Below are 23,586 nucleotides of genomic sequence, written 5' to 3'. Positions count from 1 at the left end.
CGGCGAGCCCTCGTGAATCTTGTTCGGCTCGAACAGCAGCTGCTCGTTGTCAGCCAGTCGGTTGGCGTGGCCAGCTACGACTTCAACTTTGAACTGAATTTCGCCTGCGACCATCCGTATCTCCTGGATGCCGAGGAGCCATGCGTGCTTCGCGTGGGACCGATCGAAGATTACGCCGCGATGTATGCCGAGAAAGTCGCCATGGGGCTGCGACCGGTCAACTCACCGCAGGAGCATGCGCTCGCCAGTGAGCTTGACAGCTGGTACCCCCTCATCGAGGAGTTCACGCCGCGAACGGTTGTCTTCGATGCGCTGCCCGATGCGGCGCAGATCGAGGCCCTGTTCACATGGCCGGTCTTCATGAAGGGCGCAAGGCAGACCAGCAAGCACAACCCGGATCTTGCGGTGATCCAGAGTCGAGCGCACTACGAAGTTGCCGCGAGCAGGTACCGTGACGACGCGATCCTTCATTGGCAGAAGCCCGTTATCAGGGAGTTCGTTCCTCTGGTGCCGGTTGCCGGGCACGTGCCCGGCAAGGTCGTGCCCTCTGCGGAATACCGATCGTTCTGGTGGAACGGCGAGTGTGTCGGGTGGGGCCGTTATTGGCACCAGGTGGCGCCCTATGAGCTTGCGGACGCCCGCGTGGGGCTGGCCTTGGCGCAGCAGGCGGCCGCTCGGCTGAAAGTGCCGTTCCTGGTGGTGGACTTTGCCAAGGCCAGGGACGGCCGCTGGATCATCATCGAATGCAACGACGCTCAGGAATCGGGGTACGCCGGCGCAAACCCGCTCCTGCTCTGGCGGGAAATCCTGGCGCGCGCGAGGTCATGACCCCGTCTGCCTGAAGCCCCTCTTCGGAAACCCCAAACCCGCGCCTGCCTCGCCTGTGGCATTCTGAAATTCCCCCGCGAACTCGCGGGCGAACGAACATCCGAAGCAGAGGCAAGACACATGGTTGAAGGCAAAGTGGTCGTCGTCACCGGCGCGGGCGGCGGCATCGGGCGCGACATCGCGCTCGCAATGGCGCGGCACGGCGCGAAGGTGGTGGTCAACGACATCGGTGCGGGACTCGATGGCGCGGGCGGCAGTGCCGGGCCGGCGCAGCAGGTGGTCGAGGAGATTCGTGCGGCGGGCGGGCAGGCCGTGCCCAACACCGACAGCGTGGCCGATGCCGCGAGCGCGGGGCGCATCGTGGAATGCGCGGTCGACAGCTTCGGGCGCATCGACGCGGTGGTGAACAACGCGGGCATCCTGCGCGACCGGTTCTTCCACAAGATGTCGGTCGACGAGTGGGACGCGGTGATCAAGGTGCACCTGTACGGCGCCTACTTCGTGAGCCGCGCGGCTGCGACGCACTTCAAGGAACAGAATTCGGGCGCGCTGGTGCACATGACCTCCACCTCGGGCCTGATCGGCAACTTCGGCCAGGCCAACTACGCGGCGGCCAAGCTCGGCATCGCGGCGCTGTCGAAGTCCATCGCGCTGGACATGCTGAAGTTCAACGTGCGCTCCAACTGCATCGCGCCCTTCGCTTGGAGCCGCATGATCGGCGCCATTCCCACCGACACCGACGAGCAGCGCGCCCGCGTCGACAAGATCAAGCAGATGACGCCCGCCAAGGTGGCGCCGCTCGCGGTGTACCTGGCGAGCGATGCAGCCGCCGCGGTCAACGGCCAGATCTTCTCGGTGCGCAACAACGAGATCTCGCTCATCAGCCAGCCGCGCCCGGTGCGCTCCATCCACCGCTCCGAAGGCTGGACGCCCGAGAGCATTGCCGAGCACGCCATGCCCGCGATGCGCGCCAGTTTCTTCCCGCTGGACCGCTCGGCCGACGTGTTCAGCTGGGACCCGGTCTGAGAAGGCGTGAACGAACCCGCCATGTCCGGATTCATTCACACCTTCTGAGGACAAACCCGCAAGCGGCTGCAGGCGACGCCGTTCGCCGGACAATGCGCGTTCCTCCCGCTTCCTTCGTGCCCGCCCGGTGAACCTGCACTTCGACCTGTTCGACCTGAAACTGTTCGTCTACGTGGCGGACGCGCGCAGCCTCACGCGCGGCGCCGAGAAGGCCTGCATCTCGCTGGCCGCCGCGTCCACGCGCATCAAGCAGATGGAAGAGGCGGTGGGCGGCAAGCTGCTGCATCGCAGCGCGCAAGGCGTGAGCCTCACGGCGGCGGGGCAGGCGGTGCTGTATCACGCCAAGCGCGTGATGCAGCAGATGGAACACCTGCGCTGCGACATGCAGGACTTCGGCAAGGGCATCAAGGGCCATGTGCGCGTGTTCGCCAACACCACCTCGATCACCGAGTACCTGCCGCAGAAGCTCGCGGGCTTTCTCACGCAGCACCCAGCCGTGCAGGTCGACCTGCGCGAGTACCTGAGCGAAGAAATCGTGCGCGCGGTGGCCGACGGCGAGGCCGACATCGGCATCCTCGCGGGCGACGTGCACACCGGCGAGTTCGATGCGCGCCCGTTCGGGCGCAACCAGCTCGTGCTGGTGGTGCCGCCCACACACCCGCTGGCGGGCGCGTCGTCGGTGGCCTTTGCCGACACGCTCGATGAGCAGCACGTGGGCCTGCACCACGGCAGCGCGATCCACCGCTTTCTGCAGCGCCGCGCCGAACTTGCGGGGCGTGGCTTCAACCCGCGCATCCAGGTGAGCAGCTTCGAGGCCATCTGCCTGATGATCGAAGCGGGCGTGGGCGTCGGCGTGCTGCCGTCGTCGTCGGCGCAGCGGCTGTCGATGGCGATGCGGATCGCCACGGTGCCCTTGAGCGACGCCTGGGCCGAACGCGAACTCAAGCTCATCGCGCGCAACCGCGAGCAGCTGCCGGCTTCCGCGCGCGAGCTGTTCGATCACCTCGTTTTGACCTGAGGCGCGACGGGCCATGTCCGCCGACCTGAAGTCGCTGCGCCTGTTCGTGGCCGTGTCCGACCACGGCAGCATCAGCGAAGGCGCCAAGCGCTGCCACATCGCGCTGGCCGCTGCGAGCAAGCGCATCTCCGATCTTGAAGCCCGCGCCCGGTTGCCGCTCCTGGTGCGGCATGCGCGCGGCGTCACGCTCACCTCGGCCGGCCATGGGCTTCTCCTGCATGCGCGCGCCGTGCTCTCGGCCATGGACCGGCTGGGCGCCGAGCTCGACGATTTCCAGAACGGCGTGGCGGGCGTGGTCAGCATCACGGCCAACGCCTCGACCATCGCGCAGTTCCTGCCGGCGCAGATCGGCTCGTTCCTGCGCCTGCACCCGGTGCTCAAGATCGACCTGCAGGAGCGCGCCAGCACCGAGGTGGTGAAGGCCGTGCAGGCCGGGCTGGCTGATATCGGCGTGATCGAGGGCCAGACGCCGGCCGACGGTCTCGAATGCCTGCCCTACCGCACCGACGAGCTGGCCGTGGTCATCGCACGCGACCACCCGCTGGCGCGCCGCAAGCGCATCGATGTGCAGGAGGTGCTGCGCCACGACCATATCGTGGTGCGCGAAGGCACGGCGCTGCATCGCGTGCTGCTCGCCGCCGCGCTCGAGGCCCAGGTGCCGCTCAAGGTGCGCATGCAGGTGGGCAGCTTCGACATGGTCTGCCGCATGGTGGAGCAGGGCGTGGGCATCGGCGTGCTGCCCTATGCGGCCATCCTGCCGCAGCTGCAGATCCTCAAGCTGCGCTGCCTCAAGCTCGACGCACCCTGGGCGCTGCGCCGACACCTGCTGTGCGTGCGGCGCCAGCAGGACCTCACGGCCGCCGCGCGCTCGGTGCTCGAACACCTCGGCCGTCCCGATTGATCTGAGGCCACCGGGGCGATGAGCCTTCGCGCCGCGCGAAGGCTCGAACTCGCCAAAAACGAATTGTTCTCCTGCGGCCCTCGCGCAAAGATGCGGGCACACCAAAGGAGACGCCCTTGAAGATCATCCGCGTCAGCGCCACGCCGCTGAACATCCCCGTGACCATCGACGTGGTCGGCCTGAACAAGCAGACCTCGCTGTCGCTGTGCCTCACCGAGATCGAGACCGACACCGGCCTCGTCGGCCACGGCATGACGGCCATCACCGAAGAAGAAATCATTGCCGCCGCCGTGCGCGAAGTGGCCGGCCCCGCGCTGATCGGCGAAGACCCGATGGCCACCGAGCGCCTGTGGGAGAAGCTCTACTGGCTGCTCTCGCCGCGCGGCCAGACCGGCTACGCGAGCCACACCATCGCCGCGCTCGACATCGCGCTGTGGGACCTCAAGGGCAAGGCGCTGGGCCAGCCGCTGTGGCGCCTGTTCGGCGGCGCGCGCGCCAAGGTGCCGGTGTACGCCACCTTCGGCTTCGGCTTCTTCGAGCGCGACCAGCTCGCCGCCGCCGCCAAGCTGTGGGTGTCGCAGGGCTTCCAGCGCCTGAAGATGACCGTCGGCAACCACGCACTCGCGCGCCGCGACGAGCCGCGCCCGCTCGACGAGGTCATTGCCGAAGATGTGCGCCGCGTGGCCGCCGTGCGCGAGGCGGTGGGCCCCGACGTGAAGCTGTACGTCGATGCCAACTGCGGCCTCGATCTGTTCCACGCCACCGAACTCGCGCACCGCATCGAGCCCTACGGCATCAGCTTCTTCGAGGAGCCGCTCACGCAGAACGACGTGCGCCAGATGGCCCAGCTGCGCGCGCGCACGCGCATTCCGCTGGCCTGCGGGCAGAACGAAGGCCTGGCCTTTCGCTTCCGCGACCTGCTGGTGAACCAGGCGGCCGATGTGCTGCAGCCCAACGTGACCATCTCGGGCGGCTACTCGCAGTGCCTGAAGATCGCGGGCATGGCCGCGGCCTTCAACGTGCCGATCGACAACGGCGGCGCCTGGCCCTTCCACAACATGCACCTGCACGCGGGCGTGTCCAACGGCGGGCTGGTCGAGTACCACTACGTCGCGGTGCAGATGCTCAAGCAGATCTTCGACGGCCTGCCCGTGCCCGACCAAGGCTGGCTCACGCTGCCCGAAGCGCCGGGCCTGGGCTTCACGCCCAATGCCGAGCGCGTGCGCGAACTCGCGAAGCTGCCGACCTCGCACGGGAAAGGCAAGGCCTGAGCGCCACCCGACGACACTTCCGACCACGACCAGGCCGCGCAGACGGCCGGCGCATCCCGACCACCACGGAGACAAGATGAACGACAGAAGAAGAGACGCCATGCGGCCATCGCGCCGGCATGCCCTGCAGGCCGCCCTGGCCCTGGCCGGCCTGCTGGCCGCCGCACCCGCCGCGTGGGCGCAGAAGTTTCCCGACAAGCCCATCCGCATCGTCGTCGGCTACTCGGCCGGCGGCGGCGTCGACGCGGTCGCGCGCATGCTCAGCGCGCGCCTGCCCGCGGTGCTGGGCCAGCAGGTGCTGGTCGAAAACCGCACCGGCGCCACAGGCCTCATCGCGGCCGACCTCGTCGCCAAGGCGCCGCCCGACGGCTACACGCTGATGATGGGCGACAGCGCCTTGCTCATCGCCAAGCTGCTGCAGCCGAAGATCGCGATCGATCCGCTGACCAGCTTCAAGCCCGTGGCCGGTGCCTTCGTGTCGCCGCTGATGATCGTCGCGGGCAACGACTTTCCTGCGAAGACACCCGCCGAACTCGTCAAGGAACTCAAGGCGCACCCGGGTCGTTACTCCTACGCGTCGTCGGGCGTCGGCACCGTGCAGCACCTGGGCTTCGAGATGCTCAAGCAATCCACCGGCGCGTTCGTGGTGCATGTGCCCTACCGCGGCGCGGCGCAGATCGTGCCCGACGTGGTCGGCGGACAGGTGCCGCTGGGCGTGGTGAGTGCCACCGCCGCCATGGCGCAGTCGAAGGCCGGCAAGCTGCGCGCGCTCGCGCTGTTGAACAACGCGAAGCTCGAAGGTGCCGAAAGCGTGGCGCCGCTGGCCGAGGCGCTGCCCGGCTTCGACGTGGCGCCGCGCATCTTCCTGCTCGCGCCGGCGGGCACGCCGAACGACGTGGTCGACAAGCTCTCGGCGGCCGTGAAGACCGTGCTCGACATGCCCGAGACGGGCACGGCCGCCGCCGCGCAAGGCACGCTGCGCGCGTATGCCACGCCGGCCCAGCTGGGCAAGGACATGGCGGAAGAAACGACGCGATGGAAACGCATCATCACGGACCAGCGCATCGTGGCGGAGGGGAACTGAGGTGACACAACAGCCCCATCTCGGCCTCATCGTTCCCCCTGCAGCCGGCGCCGTGCCGGTCGACGGCCCGCTGCTCTACGGCGACCGCATCCGCTTCAGCGCCAAAGGCCTGGGCCTCGGCGAAATCTCCACGCGCGGCTACACCGAGGTGATCGACTCGGTCATCGGCAAGGCGCTGGCGCTGAAGGAAGAGGGCGCCAGCGCCGTCTCCCTCATGGGCACCTCGCTGAGCTTCTTTCGCGGCGTTGCCTTCACCCGCCAGCTGAAGCGCGAGATGGAACAGGCCACGGGCCTGCCCTGCACGACGATGAGCGACGCCATCCTTGCGGGCCTGCGCCACCTGAAGGTGCGGCGCGTGGCCGTCGCCACCGCCTACATCGACGAGGTCAACACGCAGCTGCGCACCTACCTCGAGCAGAGCGACTTCGAGCCGCTCGCGCTCGAAGGCCTGGCCATCTCCGACGTGCAGGCCGTGGGCCAGGTGTCGACCGAGGTGCTGGTCGATCTGTGCCTCAAGGTGTTCGAGGACCAGCCCGGCGCCGACGGCCTCCTCATCTCGTGCGGCGGCCTCGTCACGCTCGATGCCGTGCGCGAGGTCGAGGCGCGCCTGCGGGTGCCCGTGGTGTCCAGCTCGCCCGCGGGCTTCTGGGACCTTGTGCGCACCGCCGGGCTCGATGCGCGCTCGCCGGGGCAGGGCCGGCTGTTCGGCTGAACGAACGACCTCAGCCGAGCCAGCGCCCCACGCGGGCCGTGTCGGCCAGCTGCCAGACGCGCTCGCACAGCGCCTTCGCTTCGTCGGCCGTCGCGCCTTCGCCGTAGTGCGCCAGGCGCTGCATCTTGTCCTCGATCTCGGCGCGGCTCAGGCTGTTGCCGGGGTCACCCTTGGGCTCGTCGACGCGGCCGGCCAGCGTGCGGCCATCGGCCGTGTGCACGCTGACCTTGCCGATCCAGCGCGCGGGGTAGGCGGTGTCGACCTCGTCGTCCAGCGCCATCGTCACCTTCTCGCGGAAGGCCGAGACCTCGGGCGAGAGAAAGTCGCGGTCGAACTCGCCCAGGCCCGCGCGGCCATGCACGGCGATGAGGCCCAGCACCGTGCCCATCGAGAACTTGCCCTGGTGCACCGTGGCGGGCACCGTCACGCGGCCCAGCACGTCGATGGCGCCCTGGTGCACGTGGGTCGTGACCTGGGACACGTCGGCCGGCTTGAGTTGGTTCTGTTCCATCACCTGCAGCAGCGCGTCGGCGGCCGGGTGCGTGTGGCGGCAGGAGGCGTGGTACTTGAACGAGGTCTCGGCCAGCGTCCAGCGCGTGCCCAGGCCGTCGGTGAGCTTCGCGGGATCGGCGTCGCTCGACATGCCCACGCCCAGCCCCTGCGCGCCTTCGAGGATCTTCGCCGCGCCCGTGAAGCCGTCCTGCGCGAGGTAGGCCGACATCAGCCCGCTGGCCGCCGCGTGCGCGCAGTGCAGCTGCTTCGAATCGGCCGCGTCGCGCAGGAACTCCCACACACCGGCCGACTGCGTGCCGGCCGAGCCGAAGGCATGCAGCATCTGCTGCGGCGACAACTCGAGCAGGCGGCCCACCGCCGCGGCGGCCGCGAGCGTGCCCGCCGTCGCCGTGGTGTGGAAGGTGCGGTAGTGCGAGCGGCCCAGGAACTCGCCGACGCGGATGCCCACCTCGTAGCCCGCGACCACGGCCGTCAGCAGCTGCGCGCCGCTGGCGCCGAGGCTCTGCGCCACTGCGAGTGCGGGTGCGATGACGACGGCGGCCGGGTGGAACACCGAGCCGTTGTGCACGTCGTCCTGCTCCACGTAGTGCGAGGCCGCCGCGTTGACCATCGCCGCGAACAGCGGGGAGCTGGTGCGCCGCGAGGTGAGGATTTCGCTCGGGCCTTCAGCGGGGCCCATCATCTGCGCGAAGCGCTCGATGCTGCGTATCGGCCGCGCCGTGCGGGCCGCGAGCACCGAGCCGAGCCAGTCGAGCATCAGGTCTTCGGTGCGGCGCAGCACGGGCGCGGGAATGTCGGCGAACTTCAGCTCGGCCGCGAAGGTCGCGAGCACCTTGCTGGGGTGGTCGATGGCGTTCATGTGCAGTCCTTCAGAACGAGCGTGGCAGGCCGAGCATGTGTTCGGCGACGTAGCTCAGGATGAGGTTGGTCGAGATCGGCGCCACCTGGTACAGCCGCGTCTCGCGGAACTTGCGTTCGATGTCGTATTCGCATGCAAAGCCGAAGCCGCCGTGGAACTGCAGGCAGGCGTTGGCCGCCTCCCAGCTCGCCTTGGCCGCGAGGTACTTCGCCATGTTGGCCTGCGCGCCGCAGGGCTGGCGCGCGTCGAACAGGCGGCAGGCCTCGTAGCGCATCAGGTTGGCGGCCTCGGTCTCGATGAAGGCTTCGGCAATCGGAAACTGCACGCCCTGGTTCTGCCCGATGGGGCGGCCGAACACCACGCGGTCCTTCGTGTAGGCCGTGACCTTGTCGATGAACCAGTAGCCGTCGCCGATGCACTCGGCCGCGATCAGCGTGCGCTCGGCGTTCAGGCCGTCGAGGATGTACTTGAAGCCCTGGCCTTCCTCGCCGATGAGGTTCTCCGCCGGGATCTCGAGGTTCTCGAAGAACAGCTCGTTGGTCTCGTGGTTCACCATGTTGAGGATGGGGCGCACCGTCATGCCCTGGCCGATGGCTTCGCGCAGGTCGACGATGAAGATCGACATGCCTTCCGACTTCTTCTTCACATCGGCCAGCGGCGTGGTGCGCGCCAGCAAGATCATCAGGTCCGAATGCTGGATGCGCGAGATCCACACCTTCTGCCCGTTGACGACATAGCGGTCGCCCTTCTTCACGGCCGTGGTCTTGATCTTCGTGGTGTCGGTGCCGGTGGTCGGCTCGGTCACGCCCATCGACTGCAGGCGCAAGTCGCCGCTGGCGATCTTCGGCAGGTACTGGCGCTTCTGCGCCTCGCTGCCGTGGCGCAGCAGCGTGCCCATGTTGTACATCTGGCCGTGGCAGGCGCCCGAGTTGCCGCCGCAGCGGTTGATCTCTTCCATGATCACCGAGGCTTCGGTCAGGCCCAGGCCCGAGCCGCCGTACTCCTGCGGGATCAGCGCGGCCATCCAGCCGGCCTTCGTGAGCGCGTCGACGAACTCGGCGGGGTAGCCGCGCGCCTCGTCGACCTTGCGGAAGTACTCGTTGGGAAACTGCGCGCACAGGTCGCGCACGGCGTCGCGGATGTCGGGGAAACGGTTGTCGGTAGCGATCATCATGTGCTTCAGTCCTGGCGGGGGCCGCCTGCTTCCTTTTCGACGCGTTGCCAGATCTCGATGGCCATCGGGTCGTCGATCTCCTCGAGGATGTGACCCACGAGGCCGATGGCGCGCGCCATCACGCCGAAGCCGCGGATGATCTTCCACGGAAAGCCGAACTCGGCCGCAATGGCGCCGATGGCGCCGGTGGCGTTGATCGGCAGCGACTTGCCCGACACGCGCTCGGCCTCTTCCTGCACGGCCTGCATCAGCGCGACGTAGTGGCTGGAGAGCCCGTTCTCGGCTGCGATCTGAAAGAGGCGCGGCGTGCGCGGATCGATCGGCTTGTGCAGCGGATGGCCCAGGCCCGGCACGATGATCTTGCGCGCGCGGTGGTCGGCCACGATGTCCTTGGCCATGTCGGCCAGCGGACGGCTCGGCTTCTCGCCGAAGGGAATGGCCTCGTACAGCATCTTCGCGGCGCCCTCGGTGCTCCCCACGAACACGGTGCCCAGCCCGCACAGGCCGGCGGCCACGGCGGCCTGCAGGGCCTCGGGCGCGCCGGCGTAGGTGAGCCGCGCGGCCAGTGCGCTGGGCGTCACGCCGTGCTCCACCAGCGTGACGACGATGGCGTTGAAGGTCACGGACTCCTGCGGCGTCGGGATGCGGCCCGTCAGCTCCAGGAAGGCCATGTCGCCCAGGTTCAGGTGGCCGAGGATCTCCGAGGGCAGGTCGCGCCCGCGCACGGTGATCTTGTCGGGCGTGCTGTGGCCGAGGTCGGTGTGCAGGGATTTCTTGATCTTTGTCATGGCCGCAAATCTATCCCCGCGCGCGCCCGCAGGCGCTCAGTGATTGCGAAACCCTCCCTTCCGCAATCGCGAATGCCCGCCGGCGAGGTCTTCGGGCACGCTGCGACTCGTCATTGCAACGGAAAAGAAAAGGCAGACAGCGCGATGGATTCCGACTCACTCCTGGCCGTGCGCGAAGCGGCGCTCGACTACTTCACCCGCAGCGGCGCCACCGCGCGACGCCGCGCCCGCACCGAACACCCGCAGGCCGACGAGGCCCAGGGCTGGGGCGAGATCGCCGCGCTCGGCTGGCCCGGCATGCTGGCGCCCGAAGCGGCCGGCGGCCTCGCCTTGGGGCTCGACGGCGCCGCCGAGATCCTGCGCGCCGCCGGCGAGCACGCGGCGCCCGAGCCGCTGCTGGCCGTGGCGGGCCTGAGTGCGTTGCTGCTGGCGCGGCTCGAATCGCCCGGCGCGCGCGCCGTGCTGGCCGACCTCGTCGCGGGCCGCAGCCTGCCCGCGCTGGCGTGGCAGGAAAGCGCGGGTGACCTCAGCGCCGTGCCGCTGGCCTGCGGCTGCGAGGCGCGCGCGGGGCATGTGGGCGGCGTGCTGCTGCAAGGCGACAAGCTCATGGTGCTGCCCGGCGCCGCCGCCAGCGGCTGGCTGGTGTCGGCGCGCGGCGAGGACGACGCCGTGCTGCTGTGGGTGCCGCGCGGCACAGCCGGCGTGACCGAGACGATCGTGCCGCTGGTCGATGGCAGCCAGGCAGCCAACCTGCGCTTCGAAGAGGTCGTGCTGCCGGCCGACGCCGTGCTGGCCAGTGGGCCGGCCGCGCAGGAGGCGCTGCGCCAGGCGCTCGCGGCCGGACAAATCTTGCAGGCCGCGGAGCTGCTCGGCGCGGGGCAGGCGATGCTGGCGCAGACGCTGGCCTACCTGCGCACCCGCTCGCAGTTTGGCAAGGCCATCGGCAGCTTCCAGGCGCTGCAGCACCGCAGCGTCGACATGTTCATCCACCTCGAGGTGGCGCAGGCCACGCTGAACGAGGTGCTGGCGCTGGCAAGCGACGGCACCTTGCCTTCTGACCGGCTCGAAGCCGAGGCCAGCCGCGTCAACGCGCGTTGCACGGCTGCCGCGCTGCAGGCGTCGCGCGCGGCGGTGCAGCTGCACGGGGCCATCGGCTACACGCAGGAGTGCGACCTGAGCCTGTTCTACAAGCGCGTGCTGTGCCTGTCGGCATGGCTGGGCAATGCCACGGCGCACCAGCGCCGGCATGCCGCGCTGACTGGCGAAGCTGAAGCTGCTGCGAGCAGTGCTGCAGCCTGGAACGGCGAGTTCCTGGCGCGCACCACCGACTGGTCCGCCATGCCCGAGGCCGAGTTCCGCCGCATGGTGCGCGGCTTTTTGCAGCAGCGCTATCCGGCGCACCTGCGCTACCTGTCGCACCGCGCGCGCTGGAGCGAGGTGCGCGAGTGGTACCTCACGCTCTCGGCGCAGGGCTGGATCGCGCCGGCCTGGCCGCAGTCGCATGGCGGCATGGGCCTGCCCGCCGACAAGCTCATCGCCTGGATCGAGGAGCTGGAGCAGCACGGCGTGGCGCGCGCGCCGGACCAGGGCATCGTGATGATCGGGCCGCTGCTCATCCAGCACGGCACGCCCGAACAGCAGCAGCGCTTCCTGCCGCGCATCCTGAGCGGCGAGCACGTGTGGTGCCAGGGCTATTCGGAGCCCAATGCCGGCTCCGACCTGGCCGGCCTGCGCACCGAGGCGGTGGCGGGGCACGATGCGCAGGGCGATCACTTCGTCGTCAACGGCCAGAAGATCTGGACCACGCTCGCGCAGGACGCCAACCACATCTTCATGCTCGTGCGCACCGACAAGGGCGCGCGCAAGCAGGAGGGCATCAGCTTCCTGCTGTGCGACCTGCGCACGCCGGGCGTCACGGTACGGCCGATCCACACGCTGGCGGGCGAGCCCGAGTTCTGCGAGGTGTTCTTCGACAACGTGCGCGTGCCGGCCGACCAGCTCGTGGGCCGACTGCACGGCGGCTGGACGATCGCGAAGGCGCTGCTGGGCTTCGAGCGCATCTTCCTGGGCAGCCCCAAGCAGTCGCAGTACGCGCTGGGCCAGCTGGCGCGACTCGGGCAGGCGCGGCGCCTGTTTGCCGACCCGGTGTTCGCGCAGCGCTTCGCGGCGCTGCGGCTCGACGTGCTCGACCTGTCGGCCGCCTACACGGGCTTTGCCGACATCGTGCGCGCGGGCAAGCCGCTGCCCGCGTCGGTGTCGCTGCTGAAGATCTGGGCCAGCGAGACCTACCACCGCATCGGCGCGCTGCTGGTCGAGGCCGGCGAAGAGCAGGGCGCGGTCGCGGGCGACCAGGTGCTCGACGGCCAGAGCTTCAACGTGCTCTCGCCGCTCATCGGCTCCACCGCCGCCATGATCTACGGCGGCACGAACGAGATCCAGCGCAACATCCTCGCGCGACAAGTCCTGGACTTGCCGGCCTGAGCGATGTGAGCCGCCAAAGACATACACAACTGGAGACAACGCTCATGCAATCCCTCGACCTCTTTTCGCGCCGCCAGCTCATGGCCGCGCTGGCGGGCGGCGCGGCGCTGGCCGCACTGCCGCACCGCGCCTTCGCGCAGCAGCCGCTGCCGCCACTCATCAAGTTGGTGGTCGGCTATTCGGCCGGCGGGCCGGTCGACGGCGCCGCGCGCCTGCTCGCGCCCGCGCTGGGCCAGGAGCTGGGCACGCAGGTGATCGTCGACAACCGGCCCGGCGCCGCCGGCTCGCTCGGCGGCAACGCCGTGGCCAAGGCGCCGCCCGACGGCGCGATGCTGTTCTTCGGCGCGAGCCCGACCATCACCATCAACCCGAACGTGCAGCGCAGCATGCCCTTCGACCCGATGAAGGACCTCACGCCGCTGGCGCCGCTGGTCGACTACACCAACGTGCTGGTGGTCAACAACGACCTGCCGGTGCGCAACGTGGGCGAGCTGCTGGCCTATGCCAAGGCCAAGCCCGGCAAGCTGTTCTACGGCTCGGCGGGCGTGGGCGCATCGAACCACCTGAGCGGCGCGCTGCTCGAGAAGATGAGCGGCGTGCAGCTCACGCACGTGCCCTACAAGGGCAGCGCCCCGGCACTGGCCGACGTGATGGCCGGCACCGTGCCGATGATGTTCGACATCATCGCCACCTCGCGGCCCTTCATCCAGTCGGGCAAGTTGCGCGCGCTGGCCGTCACCTCGCGCCAGCGCAACCGCATGCTGCCCGACGTGCCGACCATGATCGAGTCGGGCGTGCCCGGCTATGACGTGGGCGGTTGGTTCGGCCTGTACGGCCCGGCGCGCATGGACCCGGCGCTGGTGGCGCGCGTGAACGCCGCGGCACAGAAGATGCTGGCGCGCGAAGACATCGCGCACCGCCTGCGCGAGCAGGGCTACGAGGTCTGGGCGGGCGCGCCGGAGGTGCTGGCGACCAAGGGCGTGTCGGACCGCAAGCTGTGGGCGAGCGCGTCCAAGGGCATCGAGGCGGAATAGCCGATGCAGCCCCGCATTCATCACCTGCTCGAAGACCGCGCGGCCCGCACGCCGGACGCGGTGTTCCTCCACGAAATCGATGGCACCACCACCTACGGCGCACTGCAGGCCATGGTCGAGACTGCCGCGAACGACCTGCTCGCCGCCGGCGTGCGGCCGACCGACCGCGTGCTGCTGGTGGCCGAGAACTGCGCCGCCCACATCGCGCTGCTGCTGGCCTGCAGCCGCGTGGGTGCGTGGTCGTGCGGCGTCAACGCGCGCATGTCGCCGGGCGAGATCGCGGCCATCGCCGAGCGCGCCGACGCGCGGCTGTGTTGCTTCACCACCGATGCGTCCGACGCGGCGCGCACGCACGCGCAGCGCGCGTCGGCCGTGCCGGCCACGCTGCCCGGCGTGATGTTCACCACCGCGCGCGCCGAGGCCCGCCCCGAACCCGATGCGGCGCTGGCCGATGCCGCCGCGATCATCTTCACCTCGGGCACCTCGGGCACGCCCAAGGGCGTGATGGTGTCGCACCGCGGGCTGCTGCACTTCGGCCGCGTGTCGGCGGCGGTGCGCGCGCTCGACACGCACGACCGCGTCTACGCCTTCCTGCCGATGACCCACATCTTCGGCATCGGCACCGTGCTGATGGCCGCGCTCACGGGCGGGGCCGCGCTGGTGCTGCGCGGCAGCTTCTCGCCGGCCGACATGCTCGAGGCGCTGGCGCACGGGCAGGTGTCGAACCTGCTCGGGCCGCCGACCATGTACGCGCGGCTGCTGGCGCACATCGAGGCGCAGCAGCTGGTGCCGCGCTTTCCGCAGCTGCGCTACGTGTACACGGGCTCCGCGCCGCTCGACCCGGCGCTCAAGCAGCGCGTGGAGCGGCTGTTCGGCCAGCCGCTGCACTACGGCTACGGCCTGTCGGAGTACGCGGGCTCGGTGTTCCTCACGCGCACCGAGGCGCCGCGCGCCGACACCTCGGCCGGCTATGTGGTCGAGGGCGGCGAGGGGCGCATCGTGACGCCCGAGGGCACCGAGGCCGCCATCGGCGACACCGGCGAGATCTGGCTGCGCGGCCCGGGCCTGATGCTGGGCTACTTCCGCGACGCGGCCGCCACCGCGCAGGTGATACGCCCCGGCGGCTGGTACGCCACCGGCGACCTCGGTCGCTTCGATGCCGACGGTGCGCTGTTTGTGGTGGGGCGGCTCAAGGAAATGATCATCCGCTCGGGCTTCAACGTGTACCCGGCCGAGGTCGAGGCGGTGATCGGGCGCTTCGTGGGCGTGCACCTGTGTGCCGTGGTCGGCGTGCCCGAGGCCGACGGCAACGAGCAGATCGTCGCCTTCGTCGAGCTGAACCCCGGCGCGTCGCTCGACGAGGCGGCGCTGCGCGCCCACCTGGCCGAGCACCTGTCGCCCTACAAGCGGCCCGCGCGCATCGAGGTGATCGACGCGATGCCGACCACGGCCAACGGCAAGCTGCTCAAGCGGGAACTGCAATCGAGGGCCCGGCGGCCCTGAGGTCGGCCGGCAGGTCGCCGATGACGCTGCGGCGCCCCTTCTGCGTGTCCATGTACTCGCGCATGCGGGCGATGCGGCCCTCGCGCAATTCGAGGATGAAGCAGTAGTCGTTGTCGTAGTGCCGGCCGCTGGCGAGCGTCGCTTGCAGGCGCATCTCCAGCACCACGGTGTCGCCGTCGCAGAGCAGGTGGATGAAGTCCACCGCGACGTCGGCCACGAACAGCTTCGGAAACTCCTCGACCAGGAAGCGCACGATCGTCTGCGGCCCGATCATGTGGTCGGTGAAGCCCAGGGCCACGCCGGTGGCGTTGTCCTTGGGCGCCAGCCATTCGGCGTCGTCGGTGAAGGCGGCGCGCACGCGCTGCGGGTCTCGGCTGGCGAAGGCCTTCCAGGCGTCGACGACGGCGCGCTTGTTCTGCTCGGGGGTCATGGGGTGCGGCGGATGAAGTGAAGGAGCGGCGACGATAGGTGCGCCGCGTTGCGCCGGCCCGCTGCTTCCGGACATCTGCAACGTGCTCTCGGACTTATCCTGCAAGGAGCCGCGCTGCTGTCCGCCAGCCGATCCTCCGTGCGGGCCGCATCGTGGGAGCCTTCAACAAGGAATCCACGCCATGGCCGATGACCTGAGCAAGCGCGGACCGCAGGATGCGGCCCGCATCAATGTCAACGAACTCCACGAGGTTCGCTACTGGACCCAGACGCTGGGCGTGACCGAGGCGCAGCTGCGCTCGGCCGTCGCGGCCGCCGGGGTCGAGGTGAAGGACGTGCGCACCTACCTCGGCAAACCCTGAGCGCGCGCTGCAGGTGCGGCCCGGCGGGCAGGGCGCGCGTAGGCAGGCTCCTACAGCCGCGGCGCGGAGCGGGGCCGATACTCGTGGCCTTGTTCCCGCCTTCAGGAATCCTGCCTTGACCGTGCTCCCTGCCGCCTCTCGTCCCACGGGCCGCGCGCCCTTGCGGGCCGCTGCGCCGCGATGAAGTCGTCTCCCAGCGCCCGCAGCTGGATTGCGGCCGGCGTGCGCCACGAGCTGCTCACGCGTGCCCTGCCGGCGCTGCGGCACGACATGACGGCGCCCGTCTCGGTGATCCGCATGGCGGTGCTGATGCTCAAGCGCCAGGTGGCGGCCGACCCCGTCGACCCCGCGGCCTGCGAGGAGCGGGTGAACCTCATCGACAGCCAGGTGTCCGAGCTGGTGGCCGCGATCCGCTCGCTGCGCGACTGGGAACTGGCCACCACCGACGACGGCATCACGCGCAGCGCGCTGGTGGCGCAGTGCATGACGCTGATGCGCTCGGCCTTCGACCTGCACGGCGTGGCGCTCGAGGTCGACGAGGCGCTCGCCGCCCCGCAGGACGACGAGCCGCGCTGGCCCAATGCCGCCGCGCTGCGCTACCTGTTCCTGGGCGCGCTGGGCTACCTGCACGACGGCGCGGACGAGGCCGGCACCATCCGCATCGAGTCCGACGGCACCGACGCGCTGCGCCTGCACGCCCGGGTGCGCGAGGCCGGCGGCGCGAACGCGGTGCTCGACGCCCACCGCGCGCCGCGCGCCCTGGCCATCGACACCGTGGCGCTGCAGAACCTGGCCGAAGACCTCGGCTACGCCGTGCTGCTCGACGCCGACACCGTGCGCTTCGCCCTCGCCGCGGGCTGAGGCGTCCGCAGGAAGGCGAGCAATCGCCGCTCCGCCGCCACCAGGCCGCGCGCCGGGCCGGTCGTGGCGGCACGGGCCGCGATCTTCTCCAGCAAGGTGCCCGTCGCCGCCGTGTCGTCCTCGCGCGCCAGCGCCTCGCCCAGCGCCAGCACGGCCGGGTGCACGTAGGCCTTCTTGCAGACCGCCGGCGTGTTGCCGAGCTGCCGCGCCACGGCCGCGTGGATGTCCCTGGCGCCGGGCCGGCGCTCGCCCTCCCAGGCACAGGCCCGCCGCGTGAGTTCCAGCGCCTGCACCGTGCCGTGCCAGGTGCGGAAGTCCTTGGCGGTGAAGCGCTCGCCTTCGCCCTTGCCTGTGTCGGTGGCGTCGGCGATGTAGTCGTTCACGTCGTTGGACGACACGCCGCGCACCTCGCCCGCTTCGTCCGTGTACTGGAACAGCGCCTGACCCGGCAGCTGCTGGCACTGGCGCACCACGCGGGCGACGCGCGGGTCGTCGATGCGGGCCTCGTGCGTCACGCCGCTCTTGCCGCGAAAGCGCAGCCGCAGCGCCGAGCCCTGCACCGCCGCGTGGCGGTTGCGCAGCGTGGTGAGGCCGAACGAGCCGTTGCTGCTGGCGTAGGCCTCGTTGCCCACGCGCAGCAGCGTGGTGTCGAGCAGGCGCACCAGCGTGGCGATCACCTGTGCGCGACCGGGCGTCTTGGTGCCGGCGCGCAGGTCGCGCGCCACGCGGGCGCGCAAACGGGGCAGGGCGCGCCCGAAGGCCGCCAGGCGCTCGAACTTGGTGCCGTCCTGCAGTGCGCGCCAGTCGGGGTGGTAGCGGTACTGCGTGCGGCCGCGCGCGTCCAGACCCGTGGCCTGCAGGTGGCCCTGCGGCAGCGGGCAGATCCACACCTCGGTGTAGGCCGGCGGAATCGCCAGGCTGCGGATGCGCGCGAGCGCGTCGGCATCGCGCAGCCAGCGGCCGTGCGCGTCGCGGTAGCGAAAGCCGTCGCCCCACTTCAGCCGGCGGATGCCCGGCATGCCGGGGTTCACGTAGACCAGCCCGCCGGCCAGCGCTGAGGTGGCAGCCGGCGCGGGCCGGCATGGGGTTTGCATCGAAGGCATGTCATCGCGCTTGTGCCAGCATCGACAATCGTGCGGTGTAGGACGCCGCACGCTGTTGCCGAGGCGCGCTTTCCTTTCCTTCCTTCTCTTCGGATTCCACCCATGTCTCTCCTGAACTCCCGTCGCTTCTCCCTGGGCAGCCGCGGTCTGGCGCTGTGCGGCGCCGTGCTGCTCGCCACGGCCTGTGCCTCCACCTCGCCCACGGCCGACACGCGCGCTGCCGCCGCCCCCACCGGCGCCCCCGTCAAGGTGAAGGTGTTCGTGGCCGCCATGTTCGAGATCGGCCAGAACACCGGCGACCGCGCCGGCGAGTTCCAGCACTGGTACGAGCGCTACTGGAAGGGCGCGACGCCCGTGGCCGTGCCCGGCGCGCTGCAGCCCGTGTACTGCAACGCCGACGGCGTGTGCGGCGCGGTGCTGGGCATGGGCAAGGTCAACTCGTCGTCGTCGATGCAGGCCATCCTGCTGAACCCGAAGTTCGACTTCTCGCAGGCCTACTACGTGATCTCCGGCGTGGCCGGCACGCCGCCCCAGCGCGGCACCATCGGCGAGGTGAGCTGGGCCACCTGGCTGGTCGACTACGACCTCGGCCACCGCTGGGCGCCCGAAGAGAACAAGCCCGGCGAGCCCACCTTCATGCCGCGCAAGGGCTACGAGGAGTACCGCCGCTTCAAGCTCAACCCCGACCTCGTCGGCTGGGCCATGAAGCTGTCGGCCGACACGCCGCTCAAGGACGCGGAATCGGCGCGCAAGTACCGCCTGCGCTACCCCGACGCCGCCGCGCGCCGCGCCCCCTTCGTGGGCACCGGCACGCACATGACGGGCGACACCTTCTTCCACGGCCCCGGCATGTCGAAGCAGGCGCAGTACATCGCCAAGCTGTATGGCGCCGACGACTACGTGATCACCGAAATGGAAGCCGCCGCCATCACCCTCGTGATCAAGCGCACCCACGGCACCGACCGCGTGATGAGCCTGCGCGGCGCGGTCAACTTCGACCAGGGCCACCCGAAGGAAAGCACGCTGCAGCACCTGGACCCGGCACCGGGCGAGACGGCGGGCGGCTTTGCCGAGACGGTGGAGAACATCGCGCTGGTGGGCACGCGCGTGGTCGACCACATCGTGAAGAACTGGCCCACCTGGTCGGCGGGCGTGCCCAAGCCCTGAAGATCGTCAGGGCTGCAGCACCGGCTGCAGATGCCAGGTCACGTTGAAGTCGAAGGGCGTCCAGCGGCTCACCGTGACGCCCGCCTGGCGCAGGCCGCGGCCGGTCCAGGTGTTGCAGGTCTCGAACAGGTGGTAGCTGCCCTGGGCTTCGTAGAAGGCATCGTCGTTCGCGTAGTGCGCACCCGCGATCGGCGTCGCGCGGTCTGAAGGCAGCGTGGCGCGCACATGGGCCACGAGCTGCGCGTACTGCGCCTGCGAGAGCGGGAGCTTGTAGGCCCCGCGCCGCAGCTGCGCGCGCTGCAGGTAGGTCACGTGCAGCAGCGAGCGGTTGCCGCCCGACAACGCCCCGAAGGCGCGCGCGGCCGTCAGGTCGCCCCAGGTCGGCGTGTGCAGGTAGAACTCGCGGTCGCCCCAGCCGATGGCGACGAACTCGGCATCGGGCGGCGGCGCCTTGAAGTCCGACAGCGGAAAGAGCTGCCGCCAGTCGACGGTGGCCGAGCGGACCGGAAACACCAGGTCGGTGTGCACGCCGTTGCTCAGCACCCAGGCCTCGACGGTCGCAGGCTCGGCCGATGGTTTCGCGTTGGCCGGCAGGAAGACCAGCGCGCAGGCCACGGCCACATACAGCGTGATGGCGAGCAGCAGCCCCAGCAGGGTGAAGGCGATGCGCAGCAGCCAGCGTCGGATCATCGTCGGGGCGCTCAGAAGAGCGACGCCGTGGTCGCCGCCGGCGTCGCGCTGCGGGCGTTGCCAGCGGGTGCCAGCGCCTCGGGGCTCCCGGCCTTGGCCAGCGCGCCCACGCGCACGCCCAAGAGGCGCAGCGGCCGCTCCAGCGGCACGCGCTTCAAGCACTGGCCGCCGACCTGGCGGATGGTCTTGCCGTCGTCGGTGAAGCGGTCGATGGTCTGGTCGCGCGTGGCGATCTTGAAGTCGTCGTAGCGCAGCTTGATGCCGATGGTCTTGCCCACGTAGCCCTTGCGCTGCAGGTCTTCGGCCAGCTTCTCGCACAGGTGCGTGAAGATCGCGCCCAGCTCGGCGCGGTCGCGCACCGCGTGCAGGTCGCGCTCGAAGGTGGTCTCGCGGCTCATCGACACGGGCTCGCTCTCGGTCACGACGGGACGGTTGTCGCGGCCCCAGGCCACCTCGTGCATCCACGCGCCGGTGGCCTTGCCGAAGGTGTCGATGAGCCAGCCGCGCTCGCGTGCCGCCAGCTGGCCCACGGTCTCGATGCCGAAGCGCTTGAGTTTTTCGTCGGCCTTCGGGCCGATGCCGTTCACCTTGCGGCAGGGCAGGGGCCAGATGCGGGTTTCGAGGTCGTGCTCGTAGACCACCGAGATGCCGTTGGGCTTCTCGAACTCGCTGGCCATTTTTGCGATGAGCTTGTTGGGCGCCACGCCGATCGAGCAGGTCAGGCCCGTGGCGTCGAAGATCGATTTCTGGATCAGCCGCGCCAGCGAGCGCCCGCCGTCGCGCTGGCCGCCGGGCACGTCGGTGAAGTCGATGTACACCTCGTCCACGCCGCGGTCTTCCATGAGCGGCGCGATGTCCAGGATGACCTGCTTGAAGGTGCGCGAGAAGCGCCGGTACTCGTCGAAGTCGACTGGCAGGATCAGCGCCTGCGGGCACAGCTTGGCGGCCTTCATGAGCCCCATGGCCGAGCCGATGCCGAACTGCCGCGCGGGGTAGGTGGCGGTGGTGATCACGCCGCGCCCCGTGTAGTCCTTCAGGCGCGGAAAGGCATCGATGGGAATGTCGGCCAGCGTGGCGCCCTCGGGCAGTTCGCGGATCGCCTCGTCGACGCGGCGCCGGCCACCGCCGATGACCACCGGCAGCCCCTTGAGCTGCGGGTAGCGCAGCAGCTCGACGGACGCGTAGAACGCGTCCATGTCGAGGTGGGCAATGCGGCGGATCGGAGGGGCCGGGGGCGGCGCGGGCTGGAAACTCACGGTGACAATTGTCTCGCTCTCCGGGCATGTTCGCCCGCCCCGGTGTCGCGTGCAAGAATGCGGCGGAATTTCAATCCCCACGCAGGTGGCGAACGGAAAGGAATGCACGATGGGTGACGACGAGGTGGAAGGCGGCCTGTCGGTCGCGCTGACGCCGGTGCAGATGGCGGCGGTGCTCGGCGGCGAAGACGTGCCCGAGTCGGCCAGCCTCAGCAACCGGCTCTGGGGCACGGCGGCGCTGATCGGCGGCGTGATCGAACTGGTCGGCGCCGGCGTGCTGTGCGTCGCGCCCGAGCCCACCATGGCCAGCAAGGTCGGCTGCGTGGTGCTGGGCGCGCACGGCAGCGACGTCACCGCCACGGCCGCGCGCCAGATCTGGACCGGCCAGACGCAGCGCACCGCCACCGCGCTCACCGCCGACGCCACCGCGCAGGCGCTGGGCGCCTCGCCCGAAACTGGCGCGCAGGTGGGGCTCGCGGTCGACGTGGCGGTGCCGCTCTTCGTGGCCGGCGGGCTGGCCGCATCGCGCGTCATCGCGGTGCGCGCGAGCCGCTTCAAGCTCGAGCCCGTGCGGCTCATCGAGCACGAGGGCATTGCGGGCTCCAAGGCCGGCGGCCACACCATCCGCGAGCACGTGGGCAAGTCGGCGCAGGAGCTGCTCGACCGCTTCGCGAAGAAGCCCAGCCTGCAGCGCTCGTCGTCGTTCTTCGACCTGGCCACCGCCGAGTCGGCCATCAGCCAGACCGTGCGCGCCAACGCACGGGCCATTCGCGCGTGGTCGCGCTCCGCGGCGGTGGGCTCCAAGCCCGTGGCCTTCGAGCACGACATCGGCACCGTGGTCGGCATCGGCGTGCAGCGCGGCAGCACTGCCGTGAGCCAGCTCACCAAGGTGCGCGTGACGCTGAACATGCGCACGTACAACGGCAAGCCGTTCTACATCCTCACCGCCCATCCGTTCTGATTTTTCCCCTACGACCCACGATGCGATTCGAACTGATCGACCACCTCACCAAGGTCTACTTCGGCCAGGACGCCGACATCCTCTTCGGCGAAACCGGCGCCGAGATCATGGCCTCGTACCGCGAGTCGAGCACCGAGGCCGAGTTGGCCGCGCTGCGCGCCGAGATCGCCGACTACCTCGGTTCGCACGACGACCTCGAAGCGGCGTTTGCGCGCGACTTCTCGCGCGACTACATCCCTGAAGATTTCGGCACGCCGGCGAAACAGTTTCTCGACAGCGTGCTGGCTGCGGTGCAGTAGCGGGGCGTCAGCGCGATTCGACCGTCACCAGCAGCGGCGAGTCGAACATCGCCACCGGCGAGATCACCGGTTCGTCCATCGGCACGGCGTTGCCGTAGCGCTCGCGCATCTTGGCGCGCACGGCCGGGTCGGAAAGGTTGAAGCTGCGGATCTTCTGCAGATCGCCGATGCGCACGCCCAGCGCGCGGTCGTACAGCTTCCACACCAGTTCCGAGCAGTAGATGCGCGAATCCGACCATTCGAAGGTCAGGTCGTAGGGGCGGCCCGCGAAGTCCGAGGTGCGCGCATGCAGGCGCGCCACGGCGCCGGGCGTGAGCCGCGTGTCGGCATCGCGCAGCCGCTTCACCACGTAGCGCCCACCGTTGCCGCGCGCCGTCCATTGCGCCAGCGGCGTGTAGCGCACCGTCGAGACCGCCTCGAACACGTAGGGTTTGCCCTCCCGCAGCAGCACGATGCCCATGTGGCTGTAGCGCGAGCCCGTGGCGCGCTGCACGGCCAGGCTTTGCGCCGAGCGCGAGGTGTGGAAGATGATGTCGCCGTCCTTCAGTGCGGTGGCCGCATGGCCTGCGCCGGCTGCCAGGAGGGTGAAAAGGGCAGACAACGACGTGTAAAGGGCTTTCGACATGCAGGGCATTTTGCGGGATGCCGCTTGCGCCCCGCGGCATGCCGGTGCCATGATCCGCGCCATATGCAAACCGTCGCCTCCATCCTCTGGCGCAGGCTCGATGCACCGGGCCACGATGCCTGCCGCCTCGAACGCAACGCCTCGGCCTGGCAGCTCGACGGCGCGGCGGTGTTCCGCACCGAAGGCGGGCGCATCGCCCAGCTGCACTACCGCGTGCGCTGCGACCTGCTCTGGCACACGCAGTGGGGCACCGTGCGCGGCTGGCTCGGCGAGTCGGCCATCGACCTGTCGATCACGCGCGACGCGCGCGGCCACTGGAAGCTCAACGACGAAGCCGTGTCCGACATGTCGCACTGCGTCGACCTCGACCTGGGCTTCACCCCCGCCACCAACCTGCTGCAGCTGCGCCGCCTGAACCTCGCCCCCGGCGAAAGCGCCGACGCACCGGCGGCCTGGGTCGACATCGAAGACGGCGGGCTCAGCGAGCTGATGCAGCGCTACGAACGGCGCAGCGACAGCACGTATGCGTACGAGGCCAAACGCTTCGACTATGCGGAGGTGCTGGGCGTCACGGCGGACGGGTTCGTGAGCGACTATCCGCGGCTCTGGCGCGCGGAGGACTGACCCGTTGCTTGGAGTTG

At 70.0% G+C, this 23,586-nt stretch carries 24 protein-coding genes; 16 read left to right on the top strand and 8 right to left on the bottom strand.

The annotated features are described in order from the left end of the window. Positions 1–12: 12 nt before the first annotated feature. The 7 genes from AC07O4_RS15145 to AC07O4_RS15115 all read left to right on the top strand — a co-directional run bounded on the left by AC07O4_RS15145 (position 13) and on the right by AC07O4_RS15115 (position 6,840). A complete protein-coding gene (locus tag AC07O4_RS15145; protein WP_495304979.1) occupies positions 13–828 on the top strand; it encodes an ATP-grasp domain-containing protein in 816 nt (271 codons plus the stop codon). Between the two features lie 120 nt (positions 829–948). Continuing rightward, positions 949–1,854 carry an SDR family NAD(P)-dependent oxidoreductase gene (locus AC07O4_RS15140; RefSeq protein WP_070062159.1) on the top strand — a complete coding sequence of 302 codons (906 nt, stop codon included), beginning with the start codon at positions 949–951 and terminating at the stop codon, positions 1,852–1,854. A 127-nt stretch (positions 1,855–1,981) separates the two neighbouring features. Continuing rightward, positions 1,982–2,872, top strand: coding sequence for a LysR family transcriptional regulator (locus tag AC07O4_RS15135; RefSeq protein WP_070062160.1), 891 nt, complete (start codon positions 1,982–1,984; stop codon positions 2,870–2,872). Positions 2,873–2,885: 13 nt separating this feature from the next. Next, positions 2,886–3,773 carry a LysR family transcriptional regulator gene (locus AC07O4_RS15130; RefSeq protein WP_192195330.1) on the top strand — a complete coding sequence of 296 codons (888 nt, stop codon included), beginning with the start codon at positions 2,886–2,888 and terminating at the stop codon, positions 3,771–3,773. Positions 3,774–3,889: 116 nt separating this feature from the next. Then, entirely contained in the window at positions 3,890–5,044 is a 1,155-nt protein-coding gene (locus AC07O4_RS15125) for a mandelate racemase/muconate lactonizing enzyme family protein (RefSeq protein WP_070062161.1), read from the top strand. A gap of 100 nt (positions 5,045–5,144) precedes the next feature. Continuing rightward, complete coding sequence (locus tag AC07O4_RS15120) at positions 5,145–6,128, top strand: Bug family tripartite tricarboxylate transporter substrate binding protein (RefSeq protein ID WP_493193254.1); 984 nt, start codon at positions 5,145–5,147, stop codon at positions 6,126–6,128. Position 6,129: 1 nt separating this feature from the next. Beyond that, positions 6,130–6,840 carry an arylmalonate decarboxylase gene (locus AC07O4_RS15115; RefSeq protein WP_495304978.1) on the top strand — a complete coding sequence of 237 codons (711 nt, stop codon included), beginning with the start codon at positions 6,130–6,132 and terminating at the stop codon, positions 6,838–6,840. Between the two features lie 10 nt (positions 6,841–6,850). On the opposite strand, the gene AC07O4_RS15110 is transcribed toward AC07O4_RS15115, so the two are convergent. Genes AC07O4_RS15110 through AC07O4_RS15100 form a run of 3 tightly spaced genes read right to left on the bottom strand, consistent with a single transcriptional unit; the run spans position 6,851 to position 10,174 of the window. After that, positions 6,851–8,212: an MmgE/PrpD family protein gene (locus tag AC07O4_RS15110; protein ID WP_495304977.1), complete on the bottom strand. Its 1,362-nt coding sequence runs from the start codon at positions 8,210–8,212 to the stop codon at positions 6,851–6,853. Positions 8,213–8,222: 10 nt separating this feature from the next. After that, complete coding sequence (locus AC07O4_RS15105; protein WP_495304976.1) at positions 8,223–9,386, bottom strand: acyl-CoA dehydrogenase family protein; 1,164 nt, start codon at positions 9,384–9,386, stop codon at positions 8,223–8,225. A gap of 5 nt (positions 9,387–9,391) precedes the next feature. Beyond that, entirely contained in the window at positions 9,392–10,174 is a 783-nt protein-coding gene (locus AC07O4_RS15100; protein ID WP_062479773.1) for a citryl-CoA lyase, read from the bottom strand. A gap of 144 nt (positions 10,175–10,318) precedes the next feature. Here AC07O4_RS15100 and AC07O4_RS15095 point away from each other — a divergent pair, with 144 nt between their 5' ends. Genes AC07O4_RS15095 through AC07O4_RS15085 form a run of 3 tightly spaced genes read left to right on the top strand, consistent with a single transcriptional unit; the run spans position 10,319 to position 15,192 of the window. Continuing rightward, positions 10,319–12,655: an acyl-CoA dehydrogenase family protein gene (locus tag AC07O4_RS15095; protein WP_495304975.1), complete on the top strand. Its 2,337-nt coding sequence runs from the start codon at positions 10,319–10,321 to the stop codon at positions 12,653–12,655. Between the two features lie 44 nt (positions 12,656–12,699). Then, positions 12,700–13,689, top strand: a complete 990-nt coding sequence (locus tag AC07O4_RS15090; protein WP_062477974.1) for a Bug family tripartite tricarboxylate transporter substrate binding protein — start codon at positions 12,700–12,702, stop codon at positions 13,687–13,689. Positions 13,690–13,692: 3 nt separating this feature from the next. Next, positions 13,693–15,192, top strand: a complete 1,500-nt coding sequence (locus AC07O4_RS15085) for a class I adenylate-forming enzyme family protein (protein ID WP_495304974.1) — start codon at positions 13,693–13,695, stop codon at positions 15,190–15,192. Here AC07O4_RS15085 and AC07O4_RS15080 read toward each other — a convergent pair. Then, positions 15,155–15,622, bottom strand: coding sequence for a nuclear transport factor 2 family protein (locus tag AC07O4_RS15080; protein WP_495304973.1), 468 nt, complete (start codon positions 15,620–15,622; stop codon positions 15,155–15,157). The genes AC07O4_RS15085 and AC07O4_RS15080 overlap by 38 nt on opposite strands. A gap of 181 nt (positions 15,623–15,803) precedes the next feature. On the opposite strand from AC07O4_RS15080, the gene AC07O4_RS15075 reads away from it, so the two are divergent. Together AC07O4_RS15075 and AC07O4_RS15070 are read left to right on the top strand one after the other, a co-directional pair. Further along, positions 15,804–15,983: a DUF3606 domain-containing protein gene (locus AC07O4_RS15075; RefSeq protein WP_062477985.1), complete on the top strand. Its 180-nt coding sequence runs from the start codon at positions 15,804–15,806 to the stop codon at positions 15,981–15,983. A gap of 180 nt (positions 15,984–16,163) precedes the next feature. Further along, positions 16,164–16,844 carry a hypothetical protein gene (locus tag AC07O4_RS15070; protein WP_495304972.1) on the top strand — a complete coding sequence of 227 codons (681 nt, stop codon included), beginning with the start codon at positions 16,164–16,166 and terminating at the stop codon, positions 16,842–16,844. Here the strand turns inward: AC07O4_RS15070 and AC07O4_RS15065 are convergent. Further along, complete coding sequence (locus AC07O4_RS15065) at positions 16,790–17,947, bottom strand: DNA topoisomerase IB (protein ID WP_495304971.1); 1,158 nt, start codon at positions 17,945–17,947, stop codon at positions 16,790–16,792. The genes AC07O4_RS15070 and AC07O4_RS15065 overlap by 55 nt on opposite strands. A 102-nt stretch (positions 17,948–18,049) precedes the next feature. Between AC07O4_RS15065 and AC07O4_RS15060 the strand changes: the two genes are divergently transcribed. After that, positions 18,050–19,114 carry a purine-nucleoside phosphorylase gene (locus tag AC07O4_RS15060; RefSeq protein ID WP_495304970.1) on the top strand — a complete coding sequence of 355 codons (1,065 nt, stop codon included), beginning with the start codon at positions 18,050–18,052 and terminating at the stop codon, positions 19,112–19,114. Positions 19,115–19,120: 6 nt separating this feature from the next. On the opposite strand, the gene AC07O4_RS15055 is transcribed toward AC07O4_RS15060, so the two are convergent. Both AC07O4_RS15055 and dinB read right to left on the bottom strand, forming a co-directional pair. Next, on the bottom strand, positions 19,121–19,804 hold the full coding sequence (locus AC07O4_RS15055; protein ID WP_495304969.1) for a TIGR02117 family protein: 684 nt from the start codon (positions 19,802–19,804) through the stop codon (positions 19,121–19,123). Positions 19,805–19,815: 11 nt separating this feature from the next. Then, positions 19,816–21,000 (bottom strand): DNA polymerase IV, encoded by a 1,185-nt coding sequence (gene dinB, locus AC07O4_RS15050; RefSeq protein WP_495305139.1) that lies wholly within the window; start codon positions 20,998–21,000, stop codon positions 19,816–19,818. Between the two features lie 169 nt (positions 21,001–21,169). Between dinB and AC07O4_RS15045 the strand changes: the two genes are divergently transcribed. Together AC07O4_RS15045 and AC07O4_RS15040 are read left to right on the top strand one after the other, a co-directional pair. Continuing rightward, positions 21,170–22,021, top strand: a complete 852-nt coding sequence (locus AC07O4_RS15045; protein WP_062477997.1) for an RNase A-like domain-containing protein — start codon at positions 21,170–21,172, stop codon at positions 22,019–22,021. Between the two features lie 20 nt (positions 22,022–22,041). After that, positions 22,042–22,320: a contact-dependent growth inhibition system immunity protein gene (locus AC07O4_RS15040; RefSeq protein ID WP_159275572.1), complete on the top strand. Its 279-nt coding sequence runs from the start codon at positions 22,042–22,044 to the stop codon at positions 22,318–22,320. A gap of 7 nt (positions 22,321–22,327) precedes the next feature. On the opposite strand, the gene AC07O4_RS15035 is transcribed toward AC07O4_RS15040, so the two are convergent. Continuing rightward, on the bottom strand, positions 22,328–22,945 hold the full coding sequence (locus AC07O4_RS15035) for a YiiX family permuted papain-like enzyme (protein WP_495304968.1): 618 nt from the start codon (positions 22,943–22,945) through the stop codon (positions 22,328–22,330). A 63-nt stretch (positions 22,946–23,008) separates the two neighbouring features. On the opposite strand from AC07O4_RS15035, the gene AC07O4_RS15030 reads away from it, so the two are divergent. After that, positions 23,009–23,569 (top strand): putative glycolipid-binding domain-containing protein, encoded by a 561-nt coding sequence (locus AC07O4_RS15030; RefSeq protein ID WP_495304967.1) that lies wholly within the window; start codon positions 23,009–23,011, stop codon positions 23,567–23,569. Positions 23,570–23,586 lie beyond the last annotated feature (17 nt).

The organism is Variovorax sp. GW821-FHT09D04 (genome assembly GCF_059416405.1).
This window is presented reverse-complemented; position numbering and strand designations above follow the sequence as displayed.